The following is a 26,352-nucleotide window of genomic DNA, read 5'->3' on the forward strand; positions in this document are numbered from 1 at the left end:
TGCTGCTTGGGCTTTATCATGCACAGCTTTAATGCGCGCACGCTTTCCGGTGCCGTACTTGGTGACCCAAGAATGCAGCGAGGCACGGTTGATACCGAGCTGGGCTGATGCTGCGTTCAGCGAGAGGTCCTCATTGTTCTCATAGAGAGCCACAGCATCGCGTCTGAACTGTTCGGAGTACCTGGACATGATAGTAGATTACCTTTCTTCCCAACCCAACCGGGCTGGATATCAGGTGTCCACCAAAAAAGGGGTCAGGTCCACCGTCCCGAATTCCAGCACCTGACCGTCCCTGACCCCGGCGACGGCTCCGCCACCCTTACCCACCTCACCACCGAAGAGCAGCGCGCCTACCGCTTTCTCTTCACTTTGGGCCGGCTGCGCATTGAGTAGGAGCTTATTCCGTTTGCGCATGTGAGAGCCGCAATTCAGCAGGAACTCGCACCGACATAGCGGCTCCACCACTTCATCACAAGAAAAATGACCCTCACCTGCGAAGTAACATGGCTGCTCTATCAGGACATTATTACAGCATACGCGCATCCGAAGAAATCGGAAGGCAAAAGCTCATGGAACGGATCATCCATATCCTGCGTAAGGAATTACCGAAAGGCTTGCAGGAGCTCGCTCAATTGGCTCGAACCCTATGGCGTCGACGCGACGACGTGCTCGTCTACTTCGATATCGGTGCCTCCAACGGCCCCGTCGAAGCGATCAACGGCAGACTCGAGCACCTACGCGGTATCGCCCTCGGATTTAAAAACCCCAACCACTACGTCTTGCGGTGCCTAATTCACTCCGGACAACTACAAGAGAAAATCAACGCTCTCTAAAACCGGAAGGGCCGTTTTACTAAAACGTACGTTCTAAATCTATTTTAGACACTTTCTATCCGCCGAATTAGAGGACCCCGAGCGATTCCAAACTTTCGGAGAGGATCTACCCTAGATGGTCTTTCTTGTTGAATCTACGACAACGTTCTCAATTTGGAGTTTTTTCACTTTCCGGTGGTGAACCTCCAGCGGCTTAGCGTCCGTATGATTAAAAAGTACGAAATTCGCTCCGTCCCCTTGGCTGCTACGGTAGCGGACCCCCTCAAAACCCAAGAATTTCATCATTTCACACATATATTGTGTTGGTAAATATTCCCTCGATGGACTGTCCACAATGGGTTCACTCATCTCCTCCGACACGGCTTCAAACAGAGCTAGCTTTGAAGCACTGCTCCCAACTTTAGAAACATCGTCCAAGAGAAAGGGCGAATAACTATGACGCAGATCTGTTAAATCAACCACTCGAAGATTCTCAAATTCAAAACTACCGACACACACGATATGTCCTGCCTGCGGACGAACTTCTGCTAATGCGGTAGCCTCATTAGAAGCCAGATACAAATAGCTTATTCCCTCAGGGTTAGACCTCCCTCCTCGAGCAAACTCGGAAGGCGGCGCCCCCATTTCGGAAACTACGTACGGGTTCTCGGGATCTTTAGCGATGCGTGCACGGTATAGTGTTGAGCGCCCTACATCGTAGAGAAGATTAGACAAAAACTCCTTACTTCCATCTATAAAACTAGAGCTTTCAACAAACCATCTGTTTTCCCTGATAATCTCATCGCGAAACCTTTGGTAAGCTTCCGAGCCTTCTTCCACGGACTGAACCTGAAATGGTCGATATTTTTCAGATATGCGGTCCTCACCGAGGATTCCCGCCAAGATTTCCCGCTGGGTGTCTTCTCGCAGGGCGTTGTTGGCGAAAAGCTTCCAATCACGCTTAAGACAACTAACTAACGTTTCGCCGTGCTCATCCGGTTCGTATGCATCAGCGACTAACCGAAACGGCTCTTTAATCGCATCAAGTCCAGCTAGAACAACGTCTCCCCTGCCACAGTTAGGGCAGCCTTTTTCTCGTTGACCGTGGGCTTTTATGATTTCTTCTAAACCCGGATCCCCAAAACACGCTGGGCAGAACCGCTCTGGAAATTGAACATTATTCATTCACGAGCCCCATCATGAGCTCAAGATGGTGCATCATGGACAACTTTTTCACATAACCTAGACCAGGATAGTGCCCATTTTCATGGAGCCTTAAAAATTCTCCGACAGCTCCGGTCCTCACAATCGTCGTATTAGGGTTAGTCACTTCCACTTTTAATTTTTCCAACGCTTGAGCATATTTCTCAGCCGGAAATGAGGGAGAATCATTGTCATCCGAAACGAAGTGGTGAACATACATTTCGGGAACCATCGCATTGCTATTTGAGGTTAGGTGAATGGCTACTGCCCAGGCAGGACCACCAGATTCAGAATAATCAGAACCGACAATGGAATAGTCTCCGAAACCTTCATAGCCGAACTCCGAATAATCCCAGAGGGCTGTCGCGTAAAGCTCCGTAGGGTACGCAAGATAATCAGCATTTTTACGCTTTTTGAAACCATCGGCGATCCATACAAACTGAGCGGCCTCAAAAATCGTTTTATAGTGGCGCCTAGAAGATAGATCTTCCAATAGAATATTTAAGCCAGGCCCGACTTTAAAACCATTTTTATCTAGAATCTCTTTAACCGCCACTGGCTCTGCGAACCCCCTCGCCAAAATATGCAAACTAGGCTTGGAATCTTCTTCGTATATCTCCCCTAGTTTAACAACCACAGAATCGATATCCTCGCATCTCAGATTTGCACTCAAATTCAGGACTAAAGAGTCGGCTGCCGCAAGTACGCACCGCACCGATTCCGCCTCGTCTCCACCTTTCTCGAGTTCTTGAAGCAACCCCAGCGGTGTATCTGAAAACTCGCCGACCTCCGGATTGATCACCACTGACGCAGGAACGGCAGCATCCTTTAAAGATTGTAGGCATCGTTGAAGCCCACCAAGTCGCTTTTTCACTGGCTCGATAACAGGGTTAACGGAGGCGCCGGAGAGAGATTCAGACAAATCCCGTAAAGCAAGCAGCTCAAACTGCTTACCTCTAAAAATCGGCCAGTATCTATCCACTACTCCTCCATCCTAAGAGACATCGTTGCCGCCAGTTTACTCCACTCTTCGTGGCCATACTTTCCCAAGAGCAGGGCAGTCTGGACCGCTCGCGGAAAGTTTGACAGATAAGCGCGAAAACCCGATTTTGAGCGCTTTGCCTTTAGAACTTTCGCGTACGCAGAACACAATTCTTCACGATCAAACTCACTAAGCTTACGGCGTATTTCTGCCCAAATCAGCGTATTAGGTTTTGGGGGACTTCTTCCCCCAAAATAGCCAGCAGGTCCTTAGCTTCGTCCTGGTTCATACTTCCAGCCATGGAGTCTGAATCGATATAATTGTAGTTTTCTACAGCAGGCACAATTTGTCGCAAAGTGTTCCGGCGAGTCAGCTCTGTTACACCTGTCGACTTAGGAACCATCCGAATTACGTCTGCCAAATGTACCGAACCGGTCACTACCATGGTCTTTGGAAAAACTCTTGAATAGTCTCGAAGCTGCGACGAAAGCCGGTTCAATGTGTCACGGTCAGATTTAATCTCAATCCCAGTGGCTAACCCATTAATCAAAACCAAATCCGCACGGGATCGTGCCACGCGATGTTCACTCAACACTGTAGCTGTATTAATTGAATGCCTATGAAGCCATCGCTTCTGGACAATCTCGTTCCGAAAAACGAAATCGGATCTCAACTTCTCTCGCCCCATCAACGAATACGCTGCCTTATAGTAGTCAAACACTGTTTGGCCGTGCTCAGCCTTGAAACCAATTTGATTAGCGAATTGATCAATGTAATCGCGACCACCTTCTTGAGACAATCTATTAATGACCGAAGGTGAAAATAAGAGCTCGAGAGGCGTTTTCCCTCTAAGAGGTTGCATCCTGTCCACCTCCCGAATTTAGACGCTGTGGAATGTCATGTGCGTGTAAAGCTCTCTTGCGCGGTTCCAACAGCATGTATCCGAAGTCATGTTAATAATAAACTATCCTCTTGCGCCGCTAAGCGATAGGCAACGCACCGCCACTTAACGGCATTTCAACTCAAATTCCAAGTCTATTACGTGAAGCGCAATCAACACCAACTAGACACATCCATCCCACGGGCCTGGCCCCAGAAAGTGGACACGTCGGGGGTTAGTTATGCTGCTTGGGTCAGTGTAGCTGAATTAAGCGCTTCGAAGTCATCGGGGGCTAGAAGGTTGCACCAGGAGTGCCGCCTACGCGTGTTGTAGCGCATGCACCACCGGAAGATTTCCTGGCGGCAGCTGATTGGACTTTCAAAGAGTTTCCTATCACGCAGTACTTCACGCTTTAAGGTGGCGTTAAAGGATTCTGCTAGGGCGTTATCAGCACTCGTTCCCACTGCTCCCATGGATTGACGCACACCAAGCTGGGCGCAGTGGTCCCCAAACGCCTGTGAGGTGTACACACTGCCATGATCAGAATGGAAAATTGCCCCTTTAAGGCTTCCGCGGACCTTTCTGGCATGAGACAAAGCCTCGATAACCAGCGATACCCGCATGTGATCCGCGAGTGCATGACCGACAAGTTTGCGACAGTAGACGTCGATGACCGTGGCAAGGTACATGTTCTTGCCACCCTTACACGGCAGGTACGTAATGTCGCCAACATAGACGTGGTTTGGCCTATCAGCTGTGAATTTACGGCCTACTAAGTCCGGCATGACACGGTGGCCAGGCTTGCGCCTGGTAGTGACACATCGGCGGCGTTTGGTAAAGCCTTTAAGTCCCATGGATTTCATGATGCGGGCGACCTTCTTGTGACTTATCGGGCCAAAGCTCGTATCGGCTTTAAGGCTTGCAGCGATGCGTTTAGCACCATAAAGCCCGTGCTCATCATCAAAAGTGGTCTTGATTTTTGCACCAATAGCGGCATCGGAACACATCTTTAACCTGCGCTGTTCACGGGTTTGGACCCATTTATAAAACGAGGAGCGATTGAGCTTTAACACGTGGCACATCCGTGTGAGCCGAGTACTCGGTTCGGTGGTCATAGACAAACTGGAAGCGGATCACCAGTGAGTTGCTTTAAGCAAAATATTTCGCGGCCTTGCGCAGGATATCGCGTTCTTCGCGCAACTTTGCGTTTTCTTTTGTCTCACTGGCGGATCCGTCTCACGAATCATTTGCTGCTTGGGCTTTATCATGCACAGCTTTAATGCGCGCACGCTTTCCGGTGCCGTACTTGGTGACCCAAGAATGCAGCGAGGCACGGTTGATACCGAGCTGGGCTGATGCTGCGTTCAGCGAGAGGTCCTCATTGTTCTCATAGAGAGCCACAGCATCGCGTCTGAACTGTTCGGAGTACCTGGACATGATAGTAGATTACCTTTCTTCCCAACCCAACCGGGCTGGATATCAGGTGTCCACCAAAAAAAGGGGGCCAGATCCGAATTAGTGTCATGGGGTCTATAGTCCGTCTATAGTCCGCGTGACTGGTTCCGGTCGTGGCTGTAACACTTGGCCAAATTGTCATGCGGGCTCCCTTGTCCCCGTTGAAGGCGTTGCGCGGGCAATCCATCAAGCAATTGAGTTTGGCAACAGGCTGCGGAAGGACGCTTAGCTTTTGACACATTGATGTTGGCTTATGTCCATTCTGGAGCTACGTATGTCTACCTCTTGATTACAGTGGTGGTAGCAATATTTTTACATAAGTCTGGAACTCCAGAGGGCATTCAACGAATCGCTAAAGTTCTTATTCTGTTCATCATAATTCAGTGGGGGATCGGGTTTCTGCAAGTTTATTTGGGGGGCCAGAGCGGGCTGTCCCATTGCATGTTTTGATGTCTACGTTTGTCGTGACATATACCGCTTTTCTATGGGGGCGGGGGAGGAGCCGCACTTTCCTCACTGAATCTTAAGGCTGGCTCCGGTTGGGCTGGTGATTGGCGATGCATTTGCTGGAGATTTGGACTATGGATCAGGAGATAAAATCGAGTGGTTTGGGAAAGCCAGCAACAACGTTCCTCAGCATTTTATGGAATTGAGAAGGATGAAAGCAGACAGAAGAGTAGACGCAGAGCTTTACATTCCGATAACGAATCACGTCCGACCTTTTTATTATGTCTTACCGCATTTATTTTTAGGCTAGGCCTTTTTCCATGTTAAACCATTGAGGAACTACGTCGCTGCCATCGTTAGAGCCATATAGTGGTGTTTTTGAAATAGTAAGAGGCACCAGCGTATCCGCCATATCGCTAACCGCTTTTAACTCTTCCTGGGCAAATGGAGCCTGTTGCATTTTCACCGTCGCGTCATCTATATAGAGAATTCTTCCAGTCAAATACATGGCGAGATCAGGATGCAGGTAAGAGAAAAGAAGTAACTTCGTACAACTCAGCTTACGGTCTAGCGTTTTGTAGATCGAGGATACTTGGCTGTGGCCCATGATTATCGCGACGATCAACGCGAGAAGTGGTGTGAGAATACAACGATGGTGGGGATGATATGGCGTGGGAGTCTCTAAATCGCGCGATACGTGCGTCTGCTCGCCTGTCAAAAACTTTGGCTATTGGTGCTTCGCGAAGCGATTTAGTACCAGAAATGAAGCCACCGGATATGTGCACCAGTGATTAGCCTAGTCGCCCAGACTACACACTGACGCCTTAATCAAGAGGTGACGGCATTTATCATATGGATATTCCGTTGAATTTCTGGATGACAATCAAGCACAAATAGATCCCAGAGGGAACCCTCTGCCATCGCTCGACACATTAACGGCTTTTACATGACTGGTAAATTCCCTAGGTACTGTCTCTTCGCCTAATGCCAAATCACGCCATAGCCGAGAGACACCAGCTCCTTCCATGGCGGGTTCGTCAACGTCTTTAGCCACACATGAAAGGTTATACAAACCCCATTCAGATTCATCAAATGGGTAAGTGCCAAAGTCTCGCATATCCCTACGGAAATCTTGCATCATGACTTCGCGAATTACTCCGTCTCCCCCATGTGTAATTTCGTCAGTTACATAGAGTATCTGCGTGATCTCTCGAGCCTTATCCACTCTTTTTAAATACTGTTTATGGAATTGTTCAAGGTCAGACTCTCGAGCGAGGAAGTAAGTTGTAAAAAGAAGAGTTTCGCCCAACATATTAAATCGGATCACCGTCTACAGTGAAAGCTCCAGAATTTGTATACCTAGGCTGAGGGTAGCAGTTCCTTTTATGTCCCACAACCGCGCGAAGGGTAACGCTTAGGGGCGTGTCGGGCAGCATCGCTTCCAAACCGGCTTAAGTGACAAAATGCCATCGCTAAAGTCCCAATTTGAGTCCCAGGGCGTGCGCCTTAAGAGTAATAACTAAAGCCCCTACCAACGTTTCCGCTGGTAGGGGCCTGGAAGTTGGTAGCGGGGGCAGGATTCGAACCTACGACCTCTGGGTTATGAGCCCAGCGAGCTACCGAGCTGCTCCACCCCGCGTCGAGATGACTTCCATCATCTGCGCTTGAACAGTGCAGTAATACTTAACGTATTCGCTCTGTCCCGGCGACTTCTGTAACTATACAGACAGGAAGGCACCTACCCAAATCCCCTGGGTAGGTGCCTTATTTCCTGAGTTTCGAGTGTAAGAAGTTGGAGGCTTTAGCCCTCGGACTTCTGGTAGGACTCAACTGCCTTGTCCAACTCATCCAAGGCGCGGCCGTACTCTTCAAAGGAGCCATTGCGGGCATCCTCCAGGCCCTTCAGGGCCTTGTTGATGTCCTCGATAGCGCCTGCTTCATCGGAGGAACGAGGGGCCGAAGCCGGAGCGGATTCCTCAGTAGATTCCTTCTTCTCGTCCTTCTTGTCCGCAGAAGAGCTGTCCTTATCGGCATCGTCGTCGCCGGAGTCGCCCTCGATCTCTTCGATGTCCTGGGCGGACTTGGCGTCGATTCCCACCTGCTCAAGGGCATCACCGATAGTCGGTGCGTAGCCCACGCGGCCCTTGTAGGACACGAGCACACGCAGCAGCTTCGGGAAGGCGGAAGCCTGATCCTTGCGCTGCGAGTAAATCGGCTCGAGGTAGAGGATCTCGCCGCCGCCGACAGGCAAGGCCAGCAGGTTACCGTTGTGCAGGTCGTTGGTGCCCTCCCACAGGGTGCGGTCGCGGGCCACCTGGTCAGAAGACATCATGGCGTCCTGCGCCTGCTTTGGACCCTGGGTCTGCGTATTGGTTGGCAGCACGCGCACGGTGATATCGCCGTAGGTATCCGGATCGGAAGATACCGCCATGTGCGCGGACAGGAACTCACGGTTCAGGCCACGGTACGAGGTGGTCAGCTGGAAGCTCGGGTCGCCGGTTTCCGGATCGGCAGCCATCACGTAGTACGGCGGCTGGTTCAGATCGCGGGATTCCTCGGCGGTTGGGTCATTCGGCACGGACCAGAAGGCGTCGTTATTGAAGAAGACGTTCGGGTCATCAACGTGGTAGCGGGCCAAGAGATCGCGCTGAACCTTGAACATGTCCTCTGGGTAGCGGAAGTGCTCGCGCAGCTCATCGGAGATCTCGGATTCCGGCTTCACCACATCCGGGAAAACGCCTTCCCATGCCTTGAGAACGGGGTCTTCCTTGTCGAACTCGTAGAGGTCCACGCTGCCGTCATAGGCATCCACGGTCGCCTTCACGGAGTTGCGGATATAGCCCACCCGGTCATTGACCAAGCGCTGGGTGGTGCCATCGGGGTTGAGGGCATCCTGGGTGGCATCGGAAAGCGAAGCGCGCTGCGAGTATGGCAGGGAGTCCAGGGTGGTGTAACCATCAACGATCCACTTCAGGTGGCCATCAATAACGGCCGGGTAGGTAGCGGAATCCGTGGTCAACCAGGGGGCAACCTTCTCCACGCGCTCGCGGGGGTCGCGGTCATAGAGCAGCTTGGATTCGCTGCCCACGCGGTCCGAAAGCAGGAAGTTCAGCTCGCGGTACTTAGCGGCATACATGGTGCGGTCAAAAAGATTGCCAATCTCAACGCCGCCTTCACCGTCATAGGTGTAGTTGGTGCTATCGGTGTCGTACTCCACCGGGTTCTCGCCGGTGGTACCGGTAATGGCGTAGTCCAAGTTATCTGCGGCACTAGCGATGACCGGGCCGTAGTAAATGCGGGGCTGGTCTACCTTGATGCCCAAGGACTTCTCAGCGTCTTGGGTCTCGCCCTCACCCTCGGACTCGCCGGCCTGGGTCTGCAGGTCAGAGACGGTGAAGATGGGGTAACCACCGCGGGCGGAACCGGCATCGCGGGCAACCTCATCGACGGTATTAGCCTGCGCGGCTACGAAGCCATTGCCGTGGGTATATACGGTGTGGCGGTTAATCCAGTCGGACTGGTTTTCGCGCAGCTCGTTCGGGTCCAGCTCGCGGGCCGCAACGACGAAGTCGCGCATCTTGCCGTCGATTTCGTAGCGGTCCATGGACAGCGTTTCTGGGAACCCATAGAAGTTCTTCAGCTGCTGCATCTGGGTAAACGTCGGCGACAAAATCTCTGGATCCAGCAGGCGCAGGTTATTGATGGTGGCGTTATCGGAGGCAACCTTGTCATCCGATACGTTGTCGCCGCCCCAGTTTTCCTTGTAGGTCACGTGGTCATCGGTAAGCCCGTAGGCATACCGCGTGGCCTCGATATTGCGGGCAATGGACTCGTTTTCCTTGGCCTGGCGGTTTGGCTGCACCGAGAAGCGCTCCATGAGCAGCGGCCATGCCTGGCCGATGATGAGCGAGGACGCGAGCATCAGCACGACGGCGAGGCCAGGAATGCGCAGGTCTTTAATAACGATGGCCATAAAGAGCGCAATAGCGACGAAGACGCCGATGATCATCAAAATGATCTTGGCCGGCAGGTAGGCGTGGATATCCGTGTAGGAACCACCGGTAAACAGGTCGTGCTCGGAATACAGCAGCCCGTAGCGCTCCAGCCAGTAGCCGGCGACCTGGGCCACCATCCACAGCCCGGCCGTAATGGCAAGCTGCAGGCGCGCCGAGCGGGAAATGGAGCCGCGCACTCCTGCAGCCTTATTGCCAATGCGGATTCCACCCAAGATGTAGTGGCCAAACAAGGCAATAAGGAAGGCGAGCACGAGCAGGATGGACAGGGTGTTAACCACCATCTGCAGCACAGGCAGGCTGAAGGCATAAAAGCCCAAGTCGTGGTGGAATTGGGGGTCTTGTACGCCGAAGTCCTGGCCGTTGAGGAATAGCATCACATCGCGCCAGTGGGACTGGCCGATGAAACCGGCGATGATGCCCACGATGGCCGGGATGACCTTGAACAGCACGCCCATGGACTTCTCAATGGACTGGCGGTACTGATAGACCGGTGAATTCAGATCCCCCATATCCAGGGAATCGGGGCGACCGCGCCAAGCAAAGAACCCGGCTGCCCACACCACTGCGGCAGCAACGAGCCCGAAGATGATAAAGAGGACTATGCGCGCAATAATCGCGGTGGTGAAAACACTGCGGTAATCAATGGAGCCAAACCACCTCCAATCCGTGTACATGCCCACGAGCATGGGGCCGAAGAATAAGAGGACGGCAATGATGGCCGCAATAATTGCCGCGACCTTAGGAGGCCGCTTCAATGGGGCGGCTGGTGTGGATGACCCTAGGGACAACGCCAGCTCCAATCAAATAGTGCGAATATAAAACATGTAGACTTTTCCCAGTTTAAGGAATCAATACTCAGATAACGAATAAGGATGCCTATGAGTTCCCCCGAATTATCACAGCCAGCTTTAAACCGCGCCATGACGGAGGCCGTGGAGTTCGTCCATGCTGAAGGGTGGGACGCCCGCCCCACCATCTTCGCCCTTGTTCCCACCCATCTGGTGGCGGATCAGCTAGCGGCCATGGATGAGGAAACCGCGTCCCCGCTGACCCTTATCGTGCAAGACAATGTCCCGGAAAACATCGAGCCGGGTTCTGAGGAATTGGCTGATTACGTCTCCCGCCTGGCCTGGCCGCGCGAGGTTGCGGGCGCCATCTTGGCCCAGGAGATCAAATTCCGGGATACCTCCAGCGAGGACCCCTCCCCTCGCCCGGCGCGCCTGTATTCGGGTGCCTTGCGCGAGGAAGGAATCGAGACCACCTTGCTGCAGCTGCGTCCCACGGAAGAAGAGCTAGAGGCGGCCGGCCCCTTTGCTGAGGACGATATTCAGCTCCGCGGCGGCCCGCAGGTGGCCCCCGGTGTGATCGCCGCGCTGCGCTATGGCCTCAACCAGGATCCGGATGAACTAGACTAGGTGGCAATTAAGCCCGCAACCAAGGAGTTCTATACAGTGCGACGCCTTTCCTTCTCCCGCCGTTTTCCTGCCCGTACCGCTACAGCGGCAGCGCTACTAGGACTCAGCGTGGCTGCGGCAAGTTGTTCCTCCGGTGCTGATGCGCCTGACGATGCCCCCGTAGAGACCACTCCTGCCGCCTCCACCACGACGGCGGAAAACGACGAGGAATCCACGGCATCCAGCACCAAATCCTCCGCCGCGTCCTCCTCGGAATCAGAATCGGCGGACAAGGATGAAGACGAGGCTTCCGAGGAAAGCACCACCAGCGAGCCGAGTGCTGGCGGCGAATTGGATAAGTCAGTCGCCAAAGTCTACGACGTGTATAAGTCGCTGGCACCCAAGGACCTATTCGCCCAGTTTGAGCGCTGCGATTCCACCGGCGGGGACTCTTCCTACAATTGCTCCGGTCCTAAGGTGGGCCAATTCCAGTTCTTTAAGTCCCACTCCAAGGCCTCCCAAACCACCCAGGTACTTACGGAGTTGCGCAGCTCCCATGCCATCGAGGACGATGGCGATCGCGTCGTCGGCTGGTCCACGTTGGGCACCACGGCCGTAATCACCGTGGTGGATAATAAGGAAGGCCTGGTCATGCAGCAGATGATCTCTTCTGACCAGGTGGACCCGGAAGAAAAGATTAAGGAATTGGGCCTAGTAAAGGACTAGGCCTCGGCCGCACAAGCTCTTTTTAGCTGCATTCCTTGACGTCTTTGCCCGCCGCAAAGTCCTTCATGGCCGCCACGGCATCGTCGAGGTTTTCTACCTGCGCAATGGTCATATCGCCGTGGTCACTGCCGGCTGCTGCTGAACAGTTGTCCTTGGGCGCCAAGAAAAGCTCGGCGCCTGCCTCGTGCGCGGCGGCGATTTTATGCTCAATGCCACCAATCGGCCCGACCTTGCTATCGGCCTGAATGGTGCCGGTGCCAGCCACGAAGGTGCCGCCGGTTAGGTCTTCATCGCTGAGCTTGTCGATGACCGCCAGGGTAAACATCATGCCCGCTGATGGCCCGCCGATATCCTGCAGGTTGTAGTTCACCGAGATATCATCCTTGGGCTGGGATAGCATGGCGATTCCCAGCAACGCCTTGCCCTTATCGTGCGGGTTTTCGCCCAATTCGATTTCTTCGCTGAGCTCTTTATCCCCGCGCGTGACGCTGACTTTCACCTTATCGCCGGGGCTTTTGTCCTTGATGATGTCTTGAACCTCGCTCGGCTCGGTGACCTCGGTGCCATCGACGGCGGTGATGACATCGTCTTTTTTGAGGTGATCCGCGGCGGCGCCGTCCTCGATGACCTCGGCCACGGTGATTTTGACCGGCAGGTGCAAATAGTCCATCGCCGCAATGGTGGCTGCGGATTCAGATTGGGTAAAGGCCTGCTTATTGGATTCTTGGACCTCTTCATCGGTCATATTCTGCGGAATGACGGTATCGATGGGCACCAAAGTGTCATCGGTAAGCGCCCAGCGCCCCAGCGCCTGCGCCAAGGTCATATTGGTGCGCACGGACACAGTGGTCATATTGAGGTGACCACTGGGCTCATAGGTCTTCGGCGCCTGCACATCAACAACGTGGGTGCCATCAACCTCACCCAGCGTATCAACGGTAGGGCCAGGGCCTTCGGCGGCATAAGGAACGGTCAGCGAGACATCGGTGCCCGGGATATGGTCAAGCGATACCAACGCACCGGTAAGCACAACGGGGATGGCACCCCAGGCGATGGTGCGGACGCGACGGCTAGCAGGAGAATTCACGAAGCAATAGCCTACAACCTTTGGCGTACTGTTCGCTGTCAGCGTTGCTGTGATCATGGAAACTTTCCGCACGGTGCCGGTAGATTGGAGCGCATGAGCAACGGATTCGGTTTTTCTTTCCCAAATAACGATGACGACGATAATGACGGCCGTCGTGACCAGAACCCGTTCGGCGCATTCGGCGGCGGTAATGGTGGCGGCCTCGGAGACATGCTGAACCAGTTCGGTCAGATGCTATCCGGCATGGGCTCGTCCATGAACTCGCCCCAGAACTCCGGGCCGGTCAATTACGACATGGCCAAACGCATAGCCCTGCAGCAGATCCCCAAGTCAAAGAGCATCAGCGCGGAAGACTCCAAGGCAGTAGAAGAATCGGTGCGCCTGGCGGAGCTCTGGCTTGACGATGCCTCCATTCTCCCCACCGCTTCCGGTACCACGCAGGCATGGGATTCCAAGCAGTGGCTGGAAGAAACCATGCCCGCCTGGGAGCGCATGGTCACCCCCGTGGCCCAGCACATGAACGATGCCCAGCTGGAATCCATGCCGGAAGAGGCCCGCGAAATGATGGGCCCGATGACCAAGATGATGGGCCAGATGTCCAGCATGAATTTCGGCATGCAGCTAGGCCACGCCCTAGGCGATCTCGCCAGCCAGGCGCTGACCGGCTCCGACTTTGGCCTGCCCATCGCCCCGGCCAATACGGTGGCGCTTTTGCCGCATACCATTCAGAAGGTCGCGCGCGAGCTCAACGTTCCTGGCCAGGAGGTTTTGGTCTACATCGCCGCGCGCGAGGCCGCCCGCCAGCGCCTGTTTAAGCACGTGCCGTGGCTGGTAGAGCGCATCGTCTCCTCCGTGGAGGAATACGCCATCGGCTTGGTCATTGATACCTCCCACATTGAAGAGCTCGCCCGCGAGCTGAACCTGGAATCCGGCGACCCGCAGGCCATCCAGGAAGCCATGAGCAAACTGCAGGGAATGGATCTCTCTCCGCGGGTTACCTCCAAGAACACCGCCGCCGCCTCCAGGCTGGAAACCCTGCTGGCCTTGGTCGAGGGCTGGGCCGAGCACGTCGTAAGCGAGGCCTTGGGCGAGCGCATCCCCTCCACCTCCAAGCTCACTGAGGCCTGGGCACACCGCCGCAGCACCGGCGGGTCTGCCGAGCGGGCCTTTAGCAAGGTCGTGGGCATCGAGCTCAACGCCCCCAAGGTCACCGAGGCCGCCGAGCTGTGGCGCCGCGCCACCGTGGCCGTAGGTGCCGAAAAGCGCGATAAGGCCTGGGACCACCCAGACTTCCTGCCCACCGCAGAGCACCTCGATAACCCGGCCGCCTTCATCGATTCCCTCTTGGATGATGAGCCGGATGAGGGCTTCGAGGAAGAATTTGCCAAGCTCGAAGAGATGCTCAAAAACGGCGAGGGCTCCGGCGAGGACTCCGAAAGCAAGTCCGAAGAGGACAAGGATTCTGCAGAAGACAAGGATGCGCAGAGCAGCGACGACGCGGACGACGGCGACAACAGCTCCGAAAAGGACAACGGCGGCGAGGATAAGTAGCTCGCGCTAACCGCCCCAGCGCTGGTAGGCCTCAAGGTAGCCCTTGGCCCGCTCGGCGTAGGGCACCCTATCGGCCCACTGCCAGAATTCGCGCCCATGGCGCGGGATGAAGGTATGGGTCAGCTCATGGATAATGACCGAATCCAACACGTAATCCGGCACCTGCTGTAGGCGGTTGCTCAGCCGGATATCCGCGGTGGAGGTAGTACAACTACCCCACCGCGTATTTTGATTGCTCACCCACCGGATGGACCCAATCCACGCGCGGCCGTCCAGGTACTGCGCGTTGAGCTGTTCGGCGCGCTGAAGAAGCGCCGCATCGGTCTTCGCACCACCACCGGTTTTCTTCTCTAGGCGCGCGAGCATGTCCTGTACCGCCTCGTTTTCCTCGCGGGCGGACATCCAGGCCGGAATGCGCACTTCCAATACCCCGGCCACCATGCGCGCCTGCACCGACTTTCGCCGCCGCGCAGAGCGGATAACCTTGACCGCAGGGTGGTTACGTCCTGGTGGTTGCGTGCTCGACATGACAGGCCATTGTACCTGTGGTGCAATGGACGCACATGCGGCACATATGCCGTATTCGGGGTGATAAAAGGGGAATCGAGGGGGAGAACCAGTGACTGGCTCACAAGGCACGGCCCAACGTGTGACATTGGCGCCAGGGTGCGGCGTATTTTGCCGCGAGGATTCCGTGGTGCAATTCGGGATGGACGCCACCCGGGTGGCGGTGGCGGATACGGGCAATGCACAAGGCGTGGCTCGCGCCTTTGCCACGGCCCATCAGCCGGTCGATTCCGGGGAATTGGCGGCGCGGTTGGAAGCGGCTGGCTTGGATAGCGCCGCCGCCAGCAGCCTTATCGATGATGCCCTGGACTATGGCATCCTCTGGCCTCAGCCACCACACCCCGAGCAGCCTGAAACCATCATCATGTTGGGCGAATCCCCGCTTGCTCTAGAGTTGCGCGCCCGCTTGGCAGCAGATGGATATACGGTGCGCATCCCCCTTGATGAGGACAATATCTTTTCCTATATCCACGACCTCGATGGGCTTTTTACGGTGCTTGCCATCGACCAGCTCCACTGCCCCATCGATTGCGCCAATGCGCTTGCCGGCACCCCGACGACGTGGCTACCCATCTCCGTACTGGACAATCGCGGCATTATCGGACCCCTGCGCGTGGAGGGGCAAGGCCCCTGCCCGCTGTGCATTCACTTATTCCGCGTGGATGCGGATCCGCAGTGGACCACCATCGCCTCCCAGCTCACTAGCGTGCGCAGGCAGCCAGAAAAGCTGGTCATCGATGCGGTAGCGGCACAAGCACAGGTGGTGATCCGCCGCTTAAGCAAGCGCCCCCTCCCGCCAGGCGCGCCCACCTCTTCTCCGCGCCCGGGCCAACAATGGGAGGTAGACGTCTACGGCCGCCACCAGCAGCGCACGGCCATCGCCCATCCGCGCTGCCCGGTGTGCTACGGCGGCAAGGTCAACCTGGCTACATCCGCACCGAGCGAATGACCTCCAGGATTTGCTCGCCGTAGCGCTCCAACTTATTGGGCCCTATTCCGGAAATGGACAATAGCTCCGCCTCATCTGCTGGCAGCTCTTCTGAGATGGCCTGCAGCGTGGCATCCGTAAAGATGACATAGGCCGGAACCTTTTCTTCCCGGGCAACCTGCGCGCGCCACGAACGCAGGGCGGAAAACACCTCGTCATCGCCATTGCCCTCGCAGTCTTCATGCCGGCCAATGACCTTTTCCGCCGGGGTCTCTAGTACCCCGCTGCATACGCGGCAGCGCTTCGGGCGGCGGGAGCGGCCACTTCCCGCAGCCGATTCCACGCCTGGCGCGATGCCGTCGAGGAACCGAGTGCGCTCCCGGGAGGCCCTGGAACCGGCGGTCTTCGCCAATGCCCACGACAGGGCTAGGTGCTCGCGGGCGCGGGTAATGCCTACATAAAACAGGCGGCGCTCTTCCTCGATCTGCTCGTTACCCGCCTTAATGGCGTGGTTGATGGGCATGAGCTTTTCGCTCAGTCCGACGAGGAAGACGGCGTCCCACTCCAAGCCCTTTGCCGCGTGCACCGTAGCGAGAGTAACGCCCTCCATGGCGGGGGCTTGCTTATCGGTAGAGCGGCGGCGCAGCTCACCCAGCACCCCGTTGAGATCGATGCCCGGGGTGGATTCCACGATCTTCTCAATCAATCCCACCAGCGCGTTCAGCGATTGCCAGCGCTCGCGGGCCTGCGCGCCCTGCGGTTCGGTGGCGCTGAGCCCAAGCTCGACGAAGGCGGCCCGCGCAATCGCCACGGGGTCCTCCGGCAAATCATCGCGGCGCGTGGCGGCAATGAGCACGCGAATGGCCTCCAGAATCTCCGGGCGGCGGAAGAAACCTTCACCGCCGCGGACTTGGTAGACCACTCCGGCATCGGCAAGCGCCTGCTCAAATTGTTCCGACTGGGCGTTGATGCGGTACAGGATGGCAATTTCTGAGGCCGGCACGCCCTGATTGAGCAGGGTGAGCACCTGCCCGGCCACCTCTTGCGCCTCATTTTCCTCGGACTCGTAGGCCTTAAACGTCGGCTCCGGCCCAGGCTCGCGCATACCCTGCAGCTCCAGGCGGGTGCCCGCCGCGCGCCCCGTAGCCTTGCCGATGACCCGATTAGCCAGGTCCGTGACCTGCGGCGTAGAGCGATAGTCGCGCTGCAGCTTGACGATGGTCCCGTCCGGATAGCTGCGCGAAAAATTCAACAGGTACTCCGGCGATGCGCCATTGAAGGAATAGATGGTCTGGTTGGCATCGCCCACCACGGTGAGATCATCGCGATCGCCCAGCCAAGCATTCAGCACGCGCTGCTGCAGGGGCGTGACGTCCTGGTACTCATCAACGACGAAGGTGCGGTACTGCTCGCGGAAGGTCTCTGCAATGGCCGGAACATTTTCGATGGCGCCAGCGATGTGCATGAGCAGATCATCGAAGTCCAGATGCATCATATCCGGGGTAGCCTTGGCCTTCTCGTAGCGCCGGAAGGCCTCGGCCACCTTGGCGGCATCGGCCGGGGCGGTGCGATCCGTTTCCGCGATGACGCTCTCATAGTCCTCCGCACTGACCAGCGCGGATTTCGCCCATTCGATTTCCGCCAGCACGTCGCGGATCATGTCTTTGGAATTATCCAGCCCCACCGAGCGCACCGCGCGGGCTACCAGCGGGAATTTATTATCCAATAGAGTCCACGGCAGATCGCCTGCGACCTGCGGCCAGAAATACTTCAGCTGGCGCCGCGCGGCCGCGTGAAAGGTTTGGGCCTGCACGCCAGCCACGCCCATCATGCGCAGGCGATCCCGCATTTCTCCTGCCGCACGCGCGGTAAAGGTCACGGCCAAAACGCGCTGGGGGTTTACGAACCCTTGATCCACCATATTGGCGATGCGATAGGTAATGGTGCGCGTCTTACCGGTGCCCGCGCCCGCCAAAATGCACACCGGCCCGCGCGGGGCGGTGGCCGCGCGGCGTTGATCCTCATCCAGCAGGGACAAATCCGGCTTATTCACCGTGATACCACTCCATAATCATCGTGTGTGCGATAGAACCCGCGGTGGCCAACGGGAGCTCAAGCAGCTCGGCGCGGGTCACCCAACGAATTTCTTCCAGTTCCCCATCAGTATGGCAGGTGGGCTGGACATCCGATGTCTCTGCGTGAAAGCCCAGCATAAGCGAGCCACTCGGCGGCCACGGCTGGGATCCCCAGTAGCGAAGATTCTCAATGCGCCGCCCAGTTTCCTCCATGGTTTCGCGGGCAAAGGCGGCCTCAATGGTCTCTCCCGGTTCCACGTATCCGGCGATCAAGGAAAAGAAGCTATTGCGCCCGCGATTGCGCGCCAGCAAAATCTGCTCCTCGCCCTTGAGTTCAATGAGCCCGATAACCGCCGGGTCTAGGCGCGGAAACACCATGCGGCGCGAATCCTGCGGATCGCGGCCAATAATACCCGGCGTGGGATAGTCCAACGGGTGGCCCGTGCGCGGATCGAAGCGCTGCTCCAGCCGGTTGCGAATCAAGGCAATGGCCTGCATGACGAGGGTATTATCGGCGAAAAAAGTCGCAGGTTGCAGCTGCCCCATCCCCCGCGCGATTGCTTCCGGGCAGGCAAAAACGTGCAGCGTGCCGATGTCCACCATCTCCGGTGTCCCCACGCCCTCCGGCAATTGCTCCACCAACGCGGCGTCCCCGCTCGCGGTGGCAGGCACTAGACCCGTGTGCGTTACGGGCAAATACAATTAATCCTCCTCGTCCTCATCCTGCACTTCCACGGGTTGCTCCAAGTCATGCTTGATATACAGCAGGCGGTCGCCCGGTTTCAGTGCGGAGGCATCAGCGGTATCAACGCGGTGAAGTTCGTTATTGCGCAGCACCGCGAGCACGATATCCGCCAGGTGGCGCGGGTTGGAACCAACCTCGAACTCGCGCACGGCGCGCTCAGATACGGAAAAGCCCTCGTTAGGAGAAAGCAGGTCCTCCATCATTTCCACCACGGTGGGGGTCACGGTGGCAAGCCCCAGCAGGCGGCCGGCGGTCTCTGCAGACGTCACCACGGAATCTGCACCGGATTGGAGCAAGAGATGGCGGTTTTCGGACTCGCGCACCGAGGCCACAATCTTGGCCTTGGGGGCAAGCTCGCGCACGGATAGGCAGCACAGCACCGCGGTATCGTCCGAGGACGGGGTGACCACAATGGAGTTTGCGTGCTCCACCCCGGCGATCTTAAGCACGTCCTGCTTGGTGCCCGAGCCAAAGATGGTGACCAGCCCATGGTGTTCCGCATGAGCCAGCGAGGCGCGGTTATTATCGATGACCACAATCTGGGAGGTGGGCACGTCATCTGCCAAGAGCGCGGCGACTGCCCCGGCGCCCTTCGTTCCATAGCCAATAACGACGGTGTGGTTACGCAATTGTTTTCTCCAGTTCTGGATTTCAAAGGTGCGGCGGGCCTTGTCCGTCAGCACGGATAGCGTCGCACCAACCAACAGCACAAGGAAGACGAGGCGGGCTGGGGTAATAAGTACGAGGTTGATAAACCGCGATTGCTCCGTAACGGGAACGATATCGCCATACCCCACGGTAGTCAGGGTGACGGCGGCATAGTAGGAGGAATCCAAAAGCGACATGTCCTCGCTATAGCCCTCACCGTCTAAGTACACCACGATGGTGACAAAGATGAGGATGCCAAATGCCCACAGCGCGCGTTTGGCCAACTGGCGCCACGGGCTGGCGTTTTGATCCTTGGGCACAGTGATGACATCAAGGAGCGCGTGATCAGGTTGCGAGGACAACTCGACCTGCGGCAAAAAGCGCTGTTTAATACGCCCTTTGAGCACCTTCGCATGTTTTTTGGCCACTGGCCCAGCCTTCTTTTCTGGATCGATTTTTGATTCCGCCGGTTATACGGGGACGCAACTATCCATTCATCGTCCGCGTTCCGTCCCCATACCTTAGCCCTAGTGGCCTGCTACTGACGATTCAAGCAGGCTACGCAGCTCCTCACCTTGGGCTAAAGTATCTGGCTCAAAAGTATAACCATCGTGAACATAATGGAAAGCGGCGCGGATTTTATCGCCGCCGTGGATGCGCCGCCAGGCTTCGGCATAGACCGCCAACTGAATCTTCGCCGCTTCCATGGCAGTACCCTTCGGCGGCCGCCCGGTCTTCCAATCCACCACCATCCAGGTGTCATCTGCCAAGCGGAAGACGGCATCCATTCGCCCGCGCACCACCGCGCTGCCGATGGTAATTTCAAACGGCGCCTCCACAAAGTCCGGCTGGCGCTGCGCCCACTCGGAATTCAGGAAAGATTCCTTAAGCTCTTCCAGATCGAAATCCTCCGGCTCATCGATGCCCGGCAATTCCTCTTCCCCTAGCAGCGCGGGGCTGCCAAAGCGCTCTTCCAGCCACGCGTGGAAGGCGGTGCCTCGCTTGGCATAGGAATTGGGCTTAAACGGCACGGGGCGGCGTTGCCGGCGCGCAAACTGTAGCGGATCGCTGCCCAGGGCCACCATGTCAGAAGCGGTAAGTTCACTGGGAAGTTCCACATTCACAACCGGTTGCTGCAAGGACTTGTATTCCTCAATGAGCGCGCCCGCATCCTGTTCCCACAACTCGAAGGTCTCGCCGTGGCTTAACTCAGGAAGGTCCTCCATCGCGGCCAGGACCGCATCCGCGCCGGCTAGGGAATCCGGATCTGCTTCAAGGGCCGGGAAGAGCCCACTTTCTGCCGCATGAGCCGAGGTTTCCACCGGCTCTTCGGGCACCGTCCATTCCCCTACGTACTGGGGGAAGGTTTCTTTTAGCCTTTCGAGGTACTCGTACGGGCCCTTCTTAGCCTTGCCCGTCCGGTTATTCGTGCCGGAGCCGGTAACGGTCAACGTGGACTCGGTTCTGGTGAGGGCCACATAAAACAGGCGAGCCGCTTCCTCCGCGTTATGCGCGCGGTCATCATCCAAGAATGCCTTGCAGGCTTTTTCGAATTCTGAGCGGGTAACCGCATCCGGTGAGACCTCGATGTAGTCATTGTCACCGGGCACCTTTTCTATCTTGGACAAAAAGGTCTCTGCTTGGGCCTTATAGCTCGAAGAGTCAGCGTGCACGACATAGACGTGTTCCCACTCCAGGCCCTTGGCCTTATGCACGGTCATGATTTGTACGCGATCCGTTGAGGCGGGCACCTCCCCAAGCCCGAGGCCATCTTCATGTTCGCGGGCGAGCTCCAAATAATCTAGGAGCGCATACAGGGAATCCCCGTGGAATCCGGCGACGATATCGGCGAATTTATCCAGGTGGGTGGCTCCCCCGGCGCTGCCGCGGGCAAGGACCTCGGTACGGATATTGAAGATGGCCTCGATGTCCGCAAAGAGATCGCTTAAAGGCTTGGATAGCGAGTAGGTGCGCAGGTAGCGCAGCTTGGCAGATACCTCTTCCATGCGCGCCAAGCCCTGCGGGGTATAGCGGTCGCGCTCGCCGAGGTCCGCCAGGGCATCGGCAAGCCCCACCGTTTGATCTGGGCCCTCAGCCGTAAGCTGCGCTAATTGGGCGCGCAGATACTCCTCAGGATCCATACCCTCTTCCCACTGCAGGCGCTCTTGTTTTGCCCCCGCCAGGTTCTTTTGGCGCGCGGCAAGGGCTTGAATATCGCCCATTCCCAGCCCGCAAATGGGCCCGGCGAAAATGCGGAGGGCCGCTTGCGCGTCTTCCGGCCGCACCAGCATGGTCGCCAGCGCTACGAGGTCCTGGATTTCCGGTTGCCACAGCAGTCCACCCAGGCCATTGATTTCATTGGGGACATCGACGGCATCCAAGGCTGCTGCAATGGCCGCGGTTTGCCGGTTGGTACGCACCAGCACCGCTGCGCGAAAGCCATCGCCCTCGCGCGCATCCCACTGCTGCCTTAATTTCTGCGCAATAAACTCGTGTTCCTCGTCTTCGCTGGCGAAATAGGCCAGCTCAATCTCGCCTTCGCCCTTGTGCGGGGCCGCGTGCAGCTCATCGACGGGCCGCGGGCCGCCCCCAAAGACCCCGGCCGCCACCGAGTTGGCCAGCTCCAAGGCACCCGACGGGTTGCGCCACGAGGTAGTGAGCTGATCCTTGGGAGCAGGCGTGCCATCGGCTTGCGGGAAATCCTCCACAAACGCGGTGAGGTTTTCTGAGGTAGCCCCGCGCCAGCCATAAATGGCCTGCATGGGATCGCCCACCGCGGTCACGGAAATGTCCTTGTGTTCCCCACCAAAGAGGCTGCGCAGGAGTACGCGCTGGGCATAAGACGTATCTTGATATTCATCCAGCATGACCACGCGGTAGCGCTGCGCCTGTTGCTTGCCCACCGCCGGGTGCGATTGCGCGAGGCGCGCCGCTACAGACATCTGCTCGCCAAAGGTGATGACCTGCTGCTCTGCCTGCGCGCGCTTGAGTTCCTCGATCAAAGGCACGTACTGCACGCGTAGATCCTGGACATTGATGTACTTCTGCAGGTCCCTGGAATACTCGCCCTTCGTCCTCGGGGCCTTTTCCAGGTTGTCTATATCGGCGCGAAAATCCCGTGCGAATTCGGCGATATCATCCGGATCCTTCAAGGAATTGTCCATATCGGAGGTGATCTTGAGCAGGACTTCCGTAATGGAACCCAAGGTCTTTTCATCCGATAATTTGCCGCCGTAGTTTTTCACCACGTCATAAGCAATGGCGAAGCGCTCTGCTTCCGTGATGATGCGCGCCGAGGGCTCTACTGGGACCAGGAGGCCGTATTCGCGCACGAGCTCGCCGGCATAAGAATCATAGGTGGCCACGGTAGGTGCGATATTGTTAAGCGCCTCCGCAGCGGGGCTGCCGGGGACGATGAGCCCGGAATCGCGCAGCTGAATGAGCTGGCGGCGAATGCGCTGTTCTAGTTGCTGCGCCGCCTTGCGCGTAAAGGTCAGCCCCAGCACTTCCTCTGGGCGCACGTAGCCATTGGCTACCAAATAGACCACGCGGGAGGCCATGGTTTCCGTCTTACCGGCACCCGCGCCGGCCACCACAAGCTTGGGGCCAAAAGGACCCTCGATGACGTGGGCTTGTTCCTCAGTGGGTGGGTAGTCCTTGCCCAGTGCTTTCGCTATTTGTTCCGGGGAAAAATTCTGCTTAGGCATGGATGGTCATCTTTCCTTCCTCCTGCACTGGGCAGATGGTACGAATGGGGCACTTATCGCAATCCTTATTGGTGCGGGCGGTAAGCTGCGGACCGCGCAATTCCGCCGCCAGTGGTGGCAAAAGTGCGGAGAATTCTTCCAGGGCCTCTGCGGTGAGCTGGCTTTGTGTGCGGGTGGTAATTTTGCTGGAATCTTTTCCGGGATAGACAAGAACTCCGCCTGCGCGCGGCATCCCTTCGCCATCGCGCACGCGCTGCCCGTCGAAGCTTCCCCGGGACAAGGCCAATTGGTAGGTCATTAGTTGGCGGTTTTCTTCCGCCTCCGCCTGCGTCGCTGCAGATTTACCGGTCTTGAGGTCCACGACCAGGTAATTTCCATCCCCGTCCTGCATCAAGCGGTCCATGAATCCGCCGACCCGAATATCCGGGGCGACCTCGACGTAGACGGGTACTTCCACCCCGGCGAGTTCATTTTTAACCTCGGATTGCTGTGCCCATTGCTGCGTGCGCTCCAGCAGGCGGGAGAATTCTTCCAACTTGCTCTGTAGCTGCCACTGCGGAACATCCAGGATGAGCTCATAGGCTTCCATGACGAGCAGGCGGGCCTTTTCCGCATCCATGCCGCGGCCGATGGCCTCCAAGAAGGCGTGTGCCATGGTGCCGCGCAAGAGGTGCTCGGCGCCGCTGGGATCTTCGGCCAAGTTTCCCACAATCGCCTTGAGCGGGCAGTTGAGCAGGGCTTCGACCCGGGATGGCGATAGGCTCTTGCTACCGCGCAGCTGCGTATGCGATGCCACAGAGCGCGCGGAGAACCACTGGTCTGGGTGGGCGCCTGGGATTCCCGCCTGCGCTAAACGCGCCAGCTGCCGGGCCGCCTGACGCCGCTCCGCCTCGCCGGATTCTGGGTTCGCGACCACGCGGCGCAATTGCGCCACGAAGGAAGGTACAGACAGCACCGATATATCGAGGGGATCGACCTCGAGTCCATCGCGCAGGGACACCGGTGCTGGCTCTGGAACGTCTAAGCCCAGCTCGCGGGGAAATTGGGTGGCGCGCAAGGCGCGGCTGGCTTCCCGGCGCGCCATTGTGCCGGGAACATCAACCCCGCGCCCAGTAAATTCCGCGATGAAGCGGGAAGGCTCTGCAAAGGCATCCTCGTTGGGATTTTCCACCGCAGCGATGAGTAACCGGTTCCGGTGGCGCGTGGTGGCGACGTGGAAGAGCCGGCGCTCTTCGGCCAGACGGGAGGCGATGTGGCTAACAGGGGTATCAGGCTCAATATCGCGGTCCAGGAGATCGATGAGATCTTCTTGGCCAAAAATGGACCCGGTCTCCCCCAGCGAGGGCCACGCGCCTTCTTGGGCTCCGGCGACGATGACGGTATCCCATTCGCGGCCGACGGCGCCGTGGGCGGTGATGATCTCCACGGCCTGTGGGATGGCGGTGCGGCGGTCGCGGACGCCGGTGGGCAGTTCTTGTTCGGTGATGTGGGTTAAAAAGGACTGCAGTGAGGAGCCGGGGCGGCGCTCGGAGTAATCACCGGCGGCGTCAAAGAGCGCCATCATGGCATCGAGGTCGCGGTCTGCTTGGGAGCCGGTGGCGCCGCCGCGCAAGGCGGATGCCTGCAGGCGCATATCCAGCTCGGTAGCGCTCCATACTTCCCACAGGATCTCTTCCACAGAGGCTTGGGCTTGCATGGCCTGCCGGCCCGCGGCGAGTACCGCGCGCACGCGCTCCAGGATGGAAAACTCGCGTTCGGTGAGCTGTCCGTTGAAGTCCGGTAGATCGCCGTGCAAGAGCTCGCGCAGGCTATCCATGCCGCGCGTATCGGGCGCCCACCGGCGCAGGCCGCGAATCAGGCGGCGCAGTGTGACGGGATCCGCCCCGCCCACGGGCCCAGTAAGCAATTCCTCGAGCTCCGCATTGCTGAGGTCTTCTTCCAAGGCGCGCAGGGCAAGGAGCATGGCGGATACTAGGCGCTGCTCAGCCAAAATGACGTCGGTTGGGCTGATATGCACGGGCACCCCGGCGGCCAGCAAGGTGCGGCGCATCTGGCCAATATCCGCCGTTGAGCGCACAATGACGGCGATATCGCGCCACTGCACGCCATCGTCCAAATGGCGGCGGCGCACGGTATCGGCCACCACATCGCGCAGGCGGCCCTCAGAATCCACGATGGAAACGCAGGCCGGAGATCCGCTGCGGTGCGGCTGCGAAAGCTCGACGGAGTTCTCCGCGGGAAATTCCTCGAGGAACTGCGAATTCGCACCGCGGAAGGCAAAGACGGATTGGTCCGCATCGCCGCCGATGACCAGCAATTGTGCATCGGAGGCCAAGCGAGAGATGAGCTTGCCCGCGGTGGGATCTAATAGCTGGGCATCATCGACCACGATGGTGTGCCACGGATGCGAACTCGTAAGTTCTGGGCGCAGCAAGACCTGGTTGACTAACTCGGCCGCGGAATAGGAATGCGCCCCGGATAGGGCTTGGACGCGTTCGTATTCGCGCAGGAACGTACCGGCAGCACTCCACATACCGCGGCCGTACTTAGCTCCGAGGCTCTCTAAATCCGCGGGGCTAAGTCCTCGTTCAATGGAGCGCAAAAGAAAATCGCGCAGTTGGCGGGCAAAGCCTACGTACTCAAGGGCGGGGCGGACTTCCTCTGGCCAGTCGCCGTGGCCGGATTCAGCGTGGCCTTCGAGCAATTCCCGGATAACGGCATCTTGTTCCGCGCCGGTAATAAGGCGCAATTCCTCGTCGCTTGCACTGCGCAGAAGGGCAAAGGCCAAGGAGTGGATGGAGCGGACCATGGAGGATTGTGCCGCATAATCTTCGAGGCGTTCCGAAAGCTCGCGGCGCAGGCGGGCGCCGGATTCCTTGGAGGCGGCGACAACGAGGATGCCGGAGGGATCTGCCCCCGTCTCCTGGGCGCGGTCGAGGGCATGAATGACGGTATCGATAAGAAAACTGGATACGCCGGTTCCAGCGGTGCCGGTTACCTTCCAGGTACCGGTTTCCGGCAGCTCAACAGGCCAGGAACGAGCGTATGCGGACGGGGTGCGGGCGATGAGTCGTACCTCGGGCGACGGCGGTAAGACCACTCCCGCGCGGGCGGTGGAATGGGGATTGT

Annotated in this window: 20 protein-coding genes, 1 tRNA gene and 3 pseudogenes; 6 read left to right on the top strand and 18 right to left on the bottom strand. The window is 57.6% G+C overall.

Annotated elements, in window-relative coordinates:
- Nucleotides 1–41 precede the first annotated feature (41 nt).
- Together ACP8KU_RS08300 and ACP8KU_RS08305 are read right to left on the bottom strand one after the other, a co-directional pair.
- Nucleotides 42–189: pseudogene (locus ACP8KU_RS08300) on the bottom strand (transposase); the annotation flags it as partial.
- 42 nt (nucleotides 190–231) lie between these two features.
- A complete protein-coding gene (locus ACP8KU_RS08305; protein ID WP_484483589.1) occupies nucleotides 232–414 on the bottom strand; it encodes a hypothetical protein in 183 nt (60 codons plus the stop codon).
- Between the two features lie 81 nt (nucleotides 415–495).
- Here ACP8KU_RS08305 and ACP8KU_RS08310 point away from each other — a divergent pair.
- Nucleotides 496–833 (top strand): annotated as a pseudogene (locus ACP8KU_RS08310) (transposase); the annotation flags it as partial.
- Between the two features lie 111 nt (nucleotides 834–944).
- Here the strand turns inward: ACP8KU_RS08310 and ACP8KU_RS08315 are convergent.
- The 5 genes from ACP8KU_RS08315 to ACP8KU_RS08335 all read right to left on the bottom strand — a co-directional run bounded on the left by ACP8KU_RS08315 (nucleotide 945) and on the right by ACP8KU_RS08335 (nucleotide 5,314).
- Nucleotides 945–1,997, bottom strand: a complete 1,053-nt coding sequence (locus tag ACP8KU_RS08315; protein ID WP_284772341.1) for an RES family NAD+ phosphorylase — start codon at nucleotides 1,995–1,997, stop codon at nucleotides 945–947.
- The gene (locus ACP8KU_RS08320) at nucleotides 1,990–2,997 is read right to left on the bottom strand and encodes a sce7725 family protein (RefSeq protein WP_484483590.1); all 1,008 of its coding nucleotides are present in this window, start codon (nucleotides 2,995–2,997) and stop codon (nucleotides 1,990–1,992) included. The genes ACP8KU_RS08315 and ACP8KU_RS08320 overlap by 8 nt, the downstream gene beginning before the upstream one ends.
- Before the next feature lie 217 nt (nucleotides 2,998–3,214).
- Nucleotides 3,215–3,859, bottom strand: a complete 645-nt coding sequence (locus tag ACP8KU_RS08325) for a sce7726 family protein (protein WP_484484166.1) — start codon at nucleotides 3,857–3,859, stop codon at nucleotides 3,215–3,217.
- 257 nt (nucleotides 3,860–4,116) lie between these two features.
- On the bottom strand, nucleotides 4,117–4,992 hold the full coding sequence (locus ACP8KU_RS08330; protein WP_484483591.1) for an IS3 family transposase: 876 nt from the start codon (nucleotides 4,990–4,992) through the stop codon (nucleotides 4,117–4,119).
- A 121-nt stretch (nucleotides 4,993–5,113) separates the two neighbouring features.
- Entirely contained in the window at nucleotides 5,114–5,314 is a 201-nt protein-coding gene (locus ACP8KU_RS08335; RefSeq protein WP_484483592.1) for a transposase, read from the bottom strand.
- Between the two features lie 103 nt (nucleotides 5,315–5,417).
- On the opposite strand from ACP8KU_RS08335, the pseudogene ACP8KU_RS08340 reads away from it, so the two are divergent.
- Nucleotides 5,418–5,546 (top strand): annotated as a pseudogene (locus tag ACP8KU_RS08340) (COX15/CtaA family protein); the annotation flags it as partial.
- Between the two features lie 534 nt (nucleotides 5,547–6,080).
- On the opposite strand, the gene ACP8KU_RS08345 reads toward ACP8KU_RS08340, so the two are convergent.
- The 4 genes from ACP8KU_RS08345 to ACP8KU_RS08360 all read right to left on the bottom strand — a co-directional run bounded on the left by ACP8KU_RS08345 (nucleotide 6,081) and on the right by ACP8KU_RS08360 (nucleotide 10,550).
- Complete coding sequence (locus ACP8KU_RS08345; RefSeq protein ID WP_284771752.1) at nucleotides 6,081–6,497, bottom strand: hypothetical protein; 417 nt, start codon at nucleotides 6,495–6,497, stop codon at nucleotides 6,081–6,083.
- A 165-nt stretch (nucleotides 6,498–6,662) separates the two neighbouring features.
- Nucleotides 6,663–7,091: a hypothetical protein gene (locus ACP8KU_RS08350; RefSeq protein ID WP_484483593.1), complete on the bottom strand. Its 429-nt coding sequence runs from the start codon at nucleotides 7,089–7,091 to the stop codon at nucleotides 6,663–6,665.
- A gap of 250 nt (nucleotides 7,092–7,341) precedes the next feature.
- Nucleotides 7,342–7,418, bottom strand: a tRNA-Met gene (locus ACP8KU_RS08355).
- 162 nt (nucleotides 7,419–7,580) lie between these two features.
- Entirely contained in the window at nucleotides 7,581–10,550 is a 2,970-nt protein-coding gene (locus tag ACP8KU_RS08360; RefSeq protein ID WP_484483594.1) for a UPF0182 family protein, read from the bottom strand.
- Between the two features lie 123 nt (nucleotides 10,551–10,673).
- On the opposite strand from ACP8KU_RS08360, the gene ACP8KU_RS08365 reads away from it, so the two are divergent.
- Complete coding sequence (locus ACP8KU_RS08365; protein ID WP_005277569.1) at nucleotides 10,674–11,210, top strand: PPA1309 family protein; 537 nt, start codon at nucleotides 10,674–10,676, stop codon at nucleotides 11,208–11,210.
- A 36-nt stretch (nucleotides 11,211–11,246) separates the two neighbouring features.
- Nucleotides 11,247–11,915, top strand: coding sequence for a beta-N-acetylglucosaminidase (locus tag ACP8KU_RS08370; protein WP_284631402.1), 669 nt, complete (start codon nucleotides 11,247–11,249; stop codon nucleotides 11,913–11,915).
- 22 nt (nucleotides 11,916–11,937) lie between these two features.
- Here ACP8KU_RS08370 and ACP8KU_RS08375 read toward each other — a convergent pair whose 3' ends face one another.
- A complete protein-coding gene (locus ACP8KU_RS08375; protein ID WP_284638337.1) occupies nucleotides 11,938–13,002 on the bottom strand; it encodes a YlbL family protein in 1,065 nt (354 codons plus the stop codon).
- Nucleotides 13,003–13,095: 93 nt separating this feature from the next.
- Here ACP8KU_RS08375 and ACP8KU_RS08380 point away from each other — a divergent pair, with 93 nt between their 5' ends.
- Nucleotides 13,096–14,553 carry a zinc-dependent metalloprotease gene (locus tag ACP8KU_RS08380; RefSeq protein ID WP_484483595.1) on the top strand — a complete coding sequence of 486 codons (1,458 nt, stop codon included), beginning with the start codon at nucleotides 13,096–13,098 and terminating at the stop codon, nucleotides 14,551–14,553.
- A gap of 6 nt (nucleotides 14,554–14,559) precedes the next feature.
- Here the strand turns inward: ACP8KU_RS08380 and ACP8KU_RS08385 are convergent, their stop codons facing one another.
- The gene (locus ACP8KU_RS08385) at nucleotides 14,560–15,081 is read right to left on the bottom strand and encodes a SprT-like domain-containing protein (protein ID WP_484483596.1); all 522 of its coding nucleotides are present in this window, start codon (nucleotides 15,079–15,081) and stop codon (nucleotides 14,560–14,562) included.
- Nucleotides 15,082–15,202: 121 nt separating this feature from the next.
- Between ACP8KU_RS08385 and ACP8KU_RS08390 the strand changes: the two genes are divergently transcribed.
- Entirely contained in the window at nucleotides 15,203–16,069 is an 867-nt protein-coding gene (locus ACP8KU_RS08390) for a hypothetical protein (RefSeq protein WP_284631406.1), read from the top strand.
- Here the strand turns inward: ACP8KU_RS08390 and ACP8KU_RS08395 are convergent.
- The 5 genes from ACP8KU_RS08395 to ACP8KU_RS08415 form a co-directional block, all read right to left on the bottom strand.
- Nucleotides 16,047–18,101, bottom strand: a complete 2,055-nt coding sequence (locus ACP8KU_RS08395; RefSeq protein WP_284631408.1) for an ATP-dependent DNA helicase UvrD2 — start codon at nucleotides 18,099–18,101, stop codon at nucleotides 16,047–16,049. The genes ACP8KU_RS08390 and ACP8KU_RS08395 overlap by 23 nt on opposite strands.
- Nucleotides 18,094–18,825, bottom strand: a complete 732-nt coding sequence (locus ACP8KU_RS08400) for an NAD(+) diphosphatase (protein WP_284631409.1) — start codon at nucleotides 18,823–18,825, stop codon at nucleotides 18,094–18,096. The genes ACP8KU_RS08395 and ACP8KU_RS08400 overlap by 8 nt, the downstream gene beginning before the upstream one ends.
- Nucleotides 18,826–19,944, bottom strand: a complete 1,119-nt coding sequence (locus ACP8KU_RS08405) for a potassium channel family protein (RefSeq protein WP_005277555.1) — start codon at nucleotides 19,942–19,944, stop codon at nucleotides 18,826–18,828.
- Nucleotides 19,945–20,043: 99 nt separating this feature from the next.
- Complete coding sequence (locus ACP8KU_RS08410) at nucleotides 20,044–23,223, bottom strand: ATP-dependent helicase (RefSeq protein ID WP_023016925.1); 3,180 nt, start codon at nucleotides 23,221–23,223, stop codon at nucleotides 20,044–20,046.
- Nucleotides 23,216–26,323 carry an ATP-dependent helicase gene (locus ACP8KU_RS08415; protein ID WP_484484167.1) on the bottom strand — a complete coding sequence of 1,036 codons (3,108 nt, stop codon included), beginning with the start codon at nucleotides 26,321–26,323 and terminating at the stop codon, nucleotides 23,216–23,218. The genes ACP8KU_RS08410 and ACP8KU_RS08415 overlap by 8 nt, the downstream gene beginning before the upstream one ends.
- Nucleotides 26,324–26,352 lie beyond the last annotated feature (29 nt).

The organism is Corynebacterium sp. LaCa_282, from assembly GCF_057198125.1.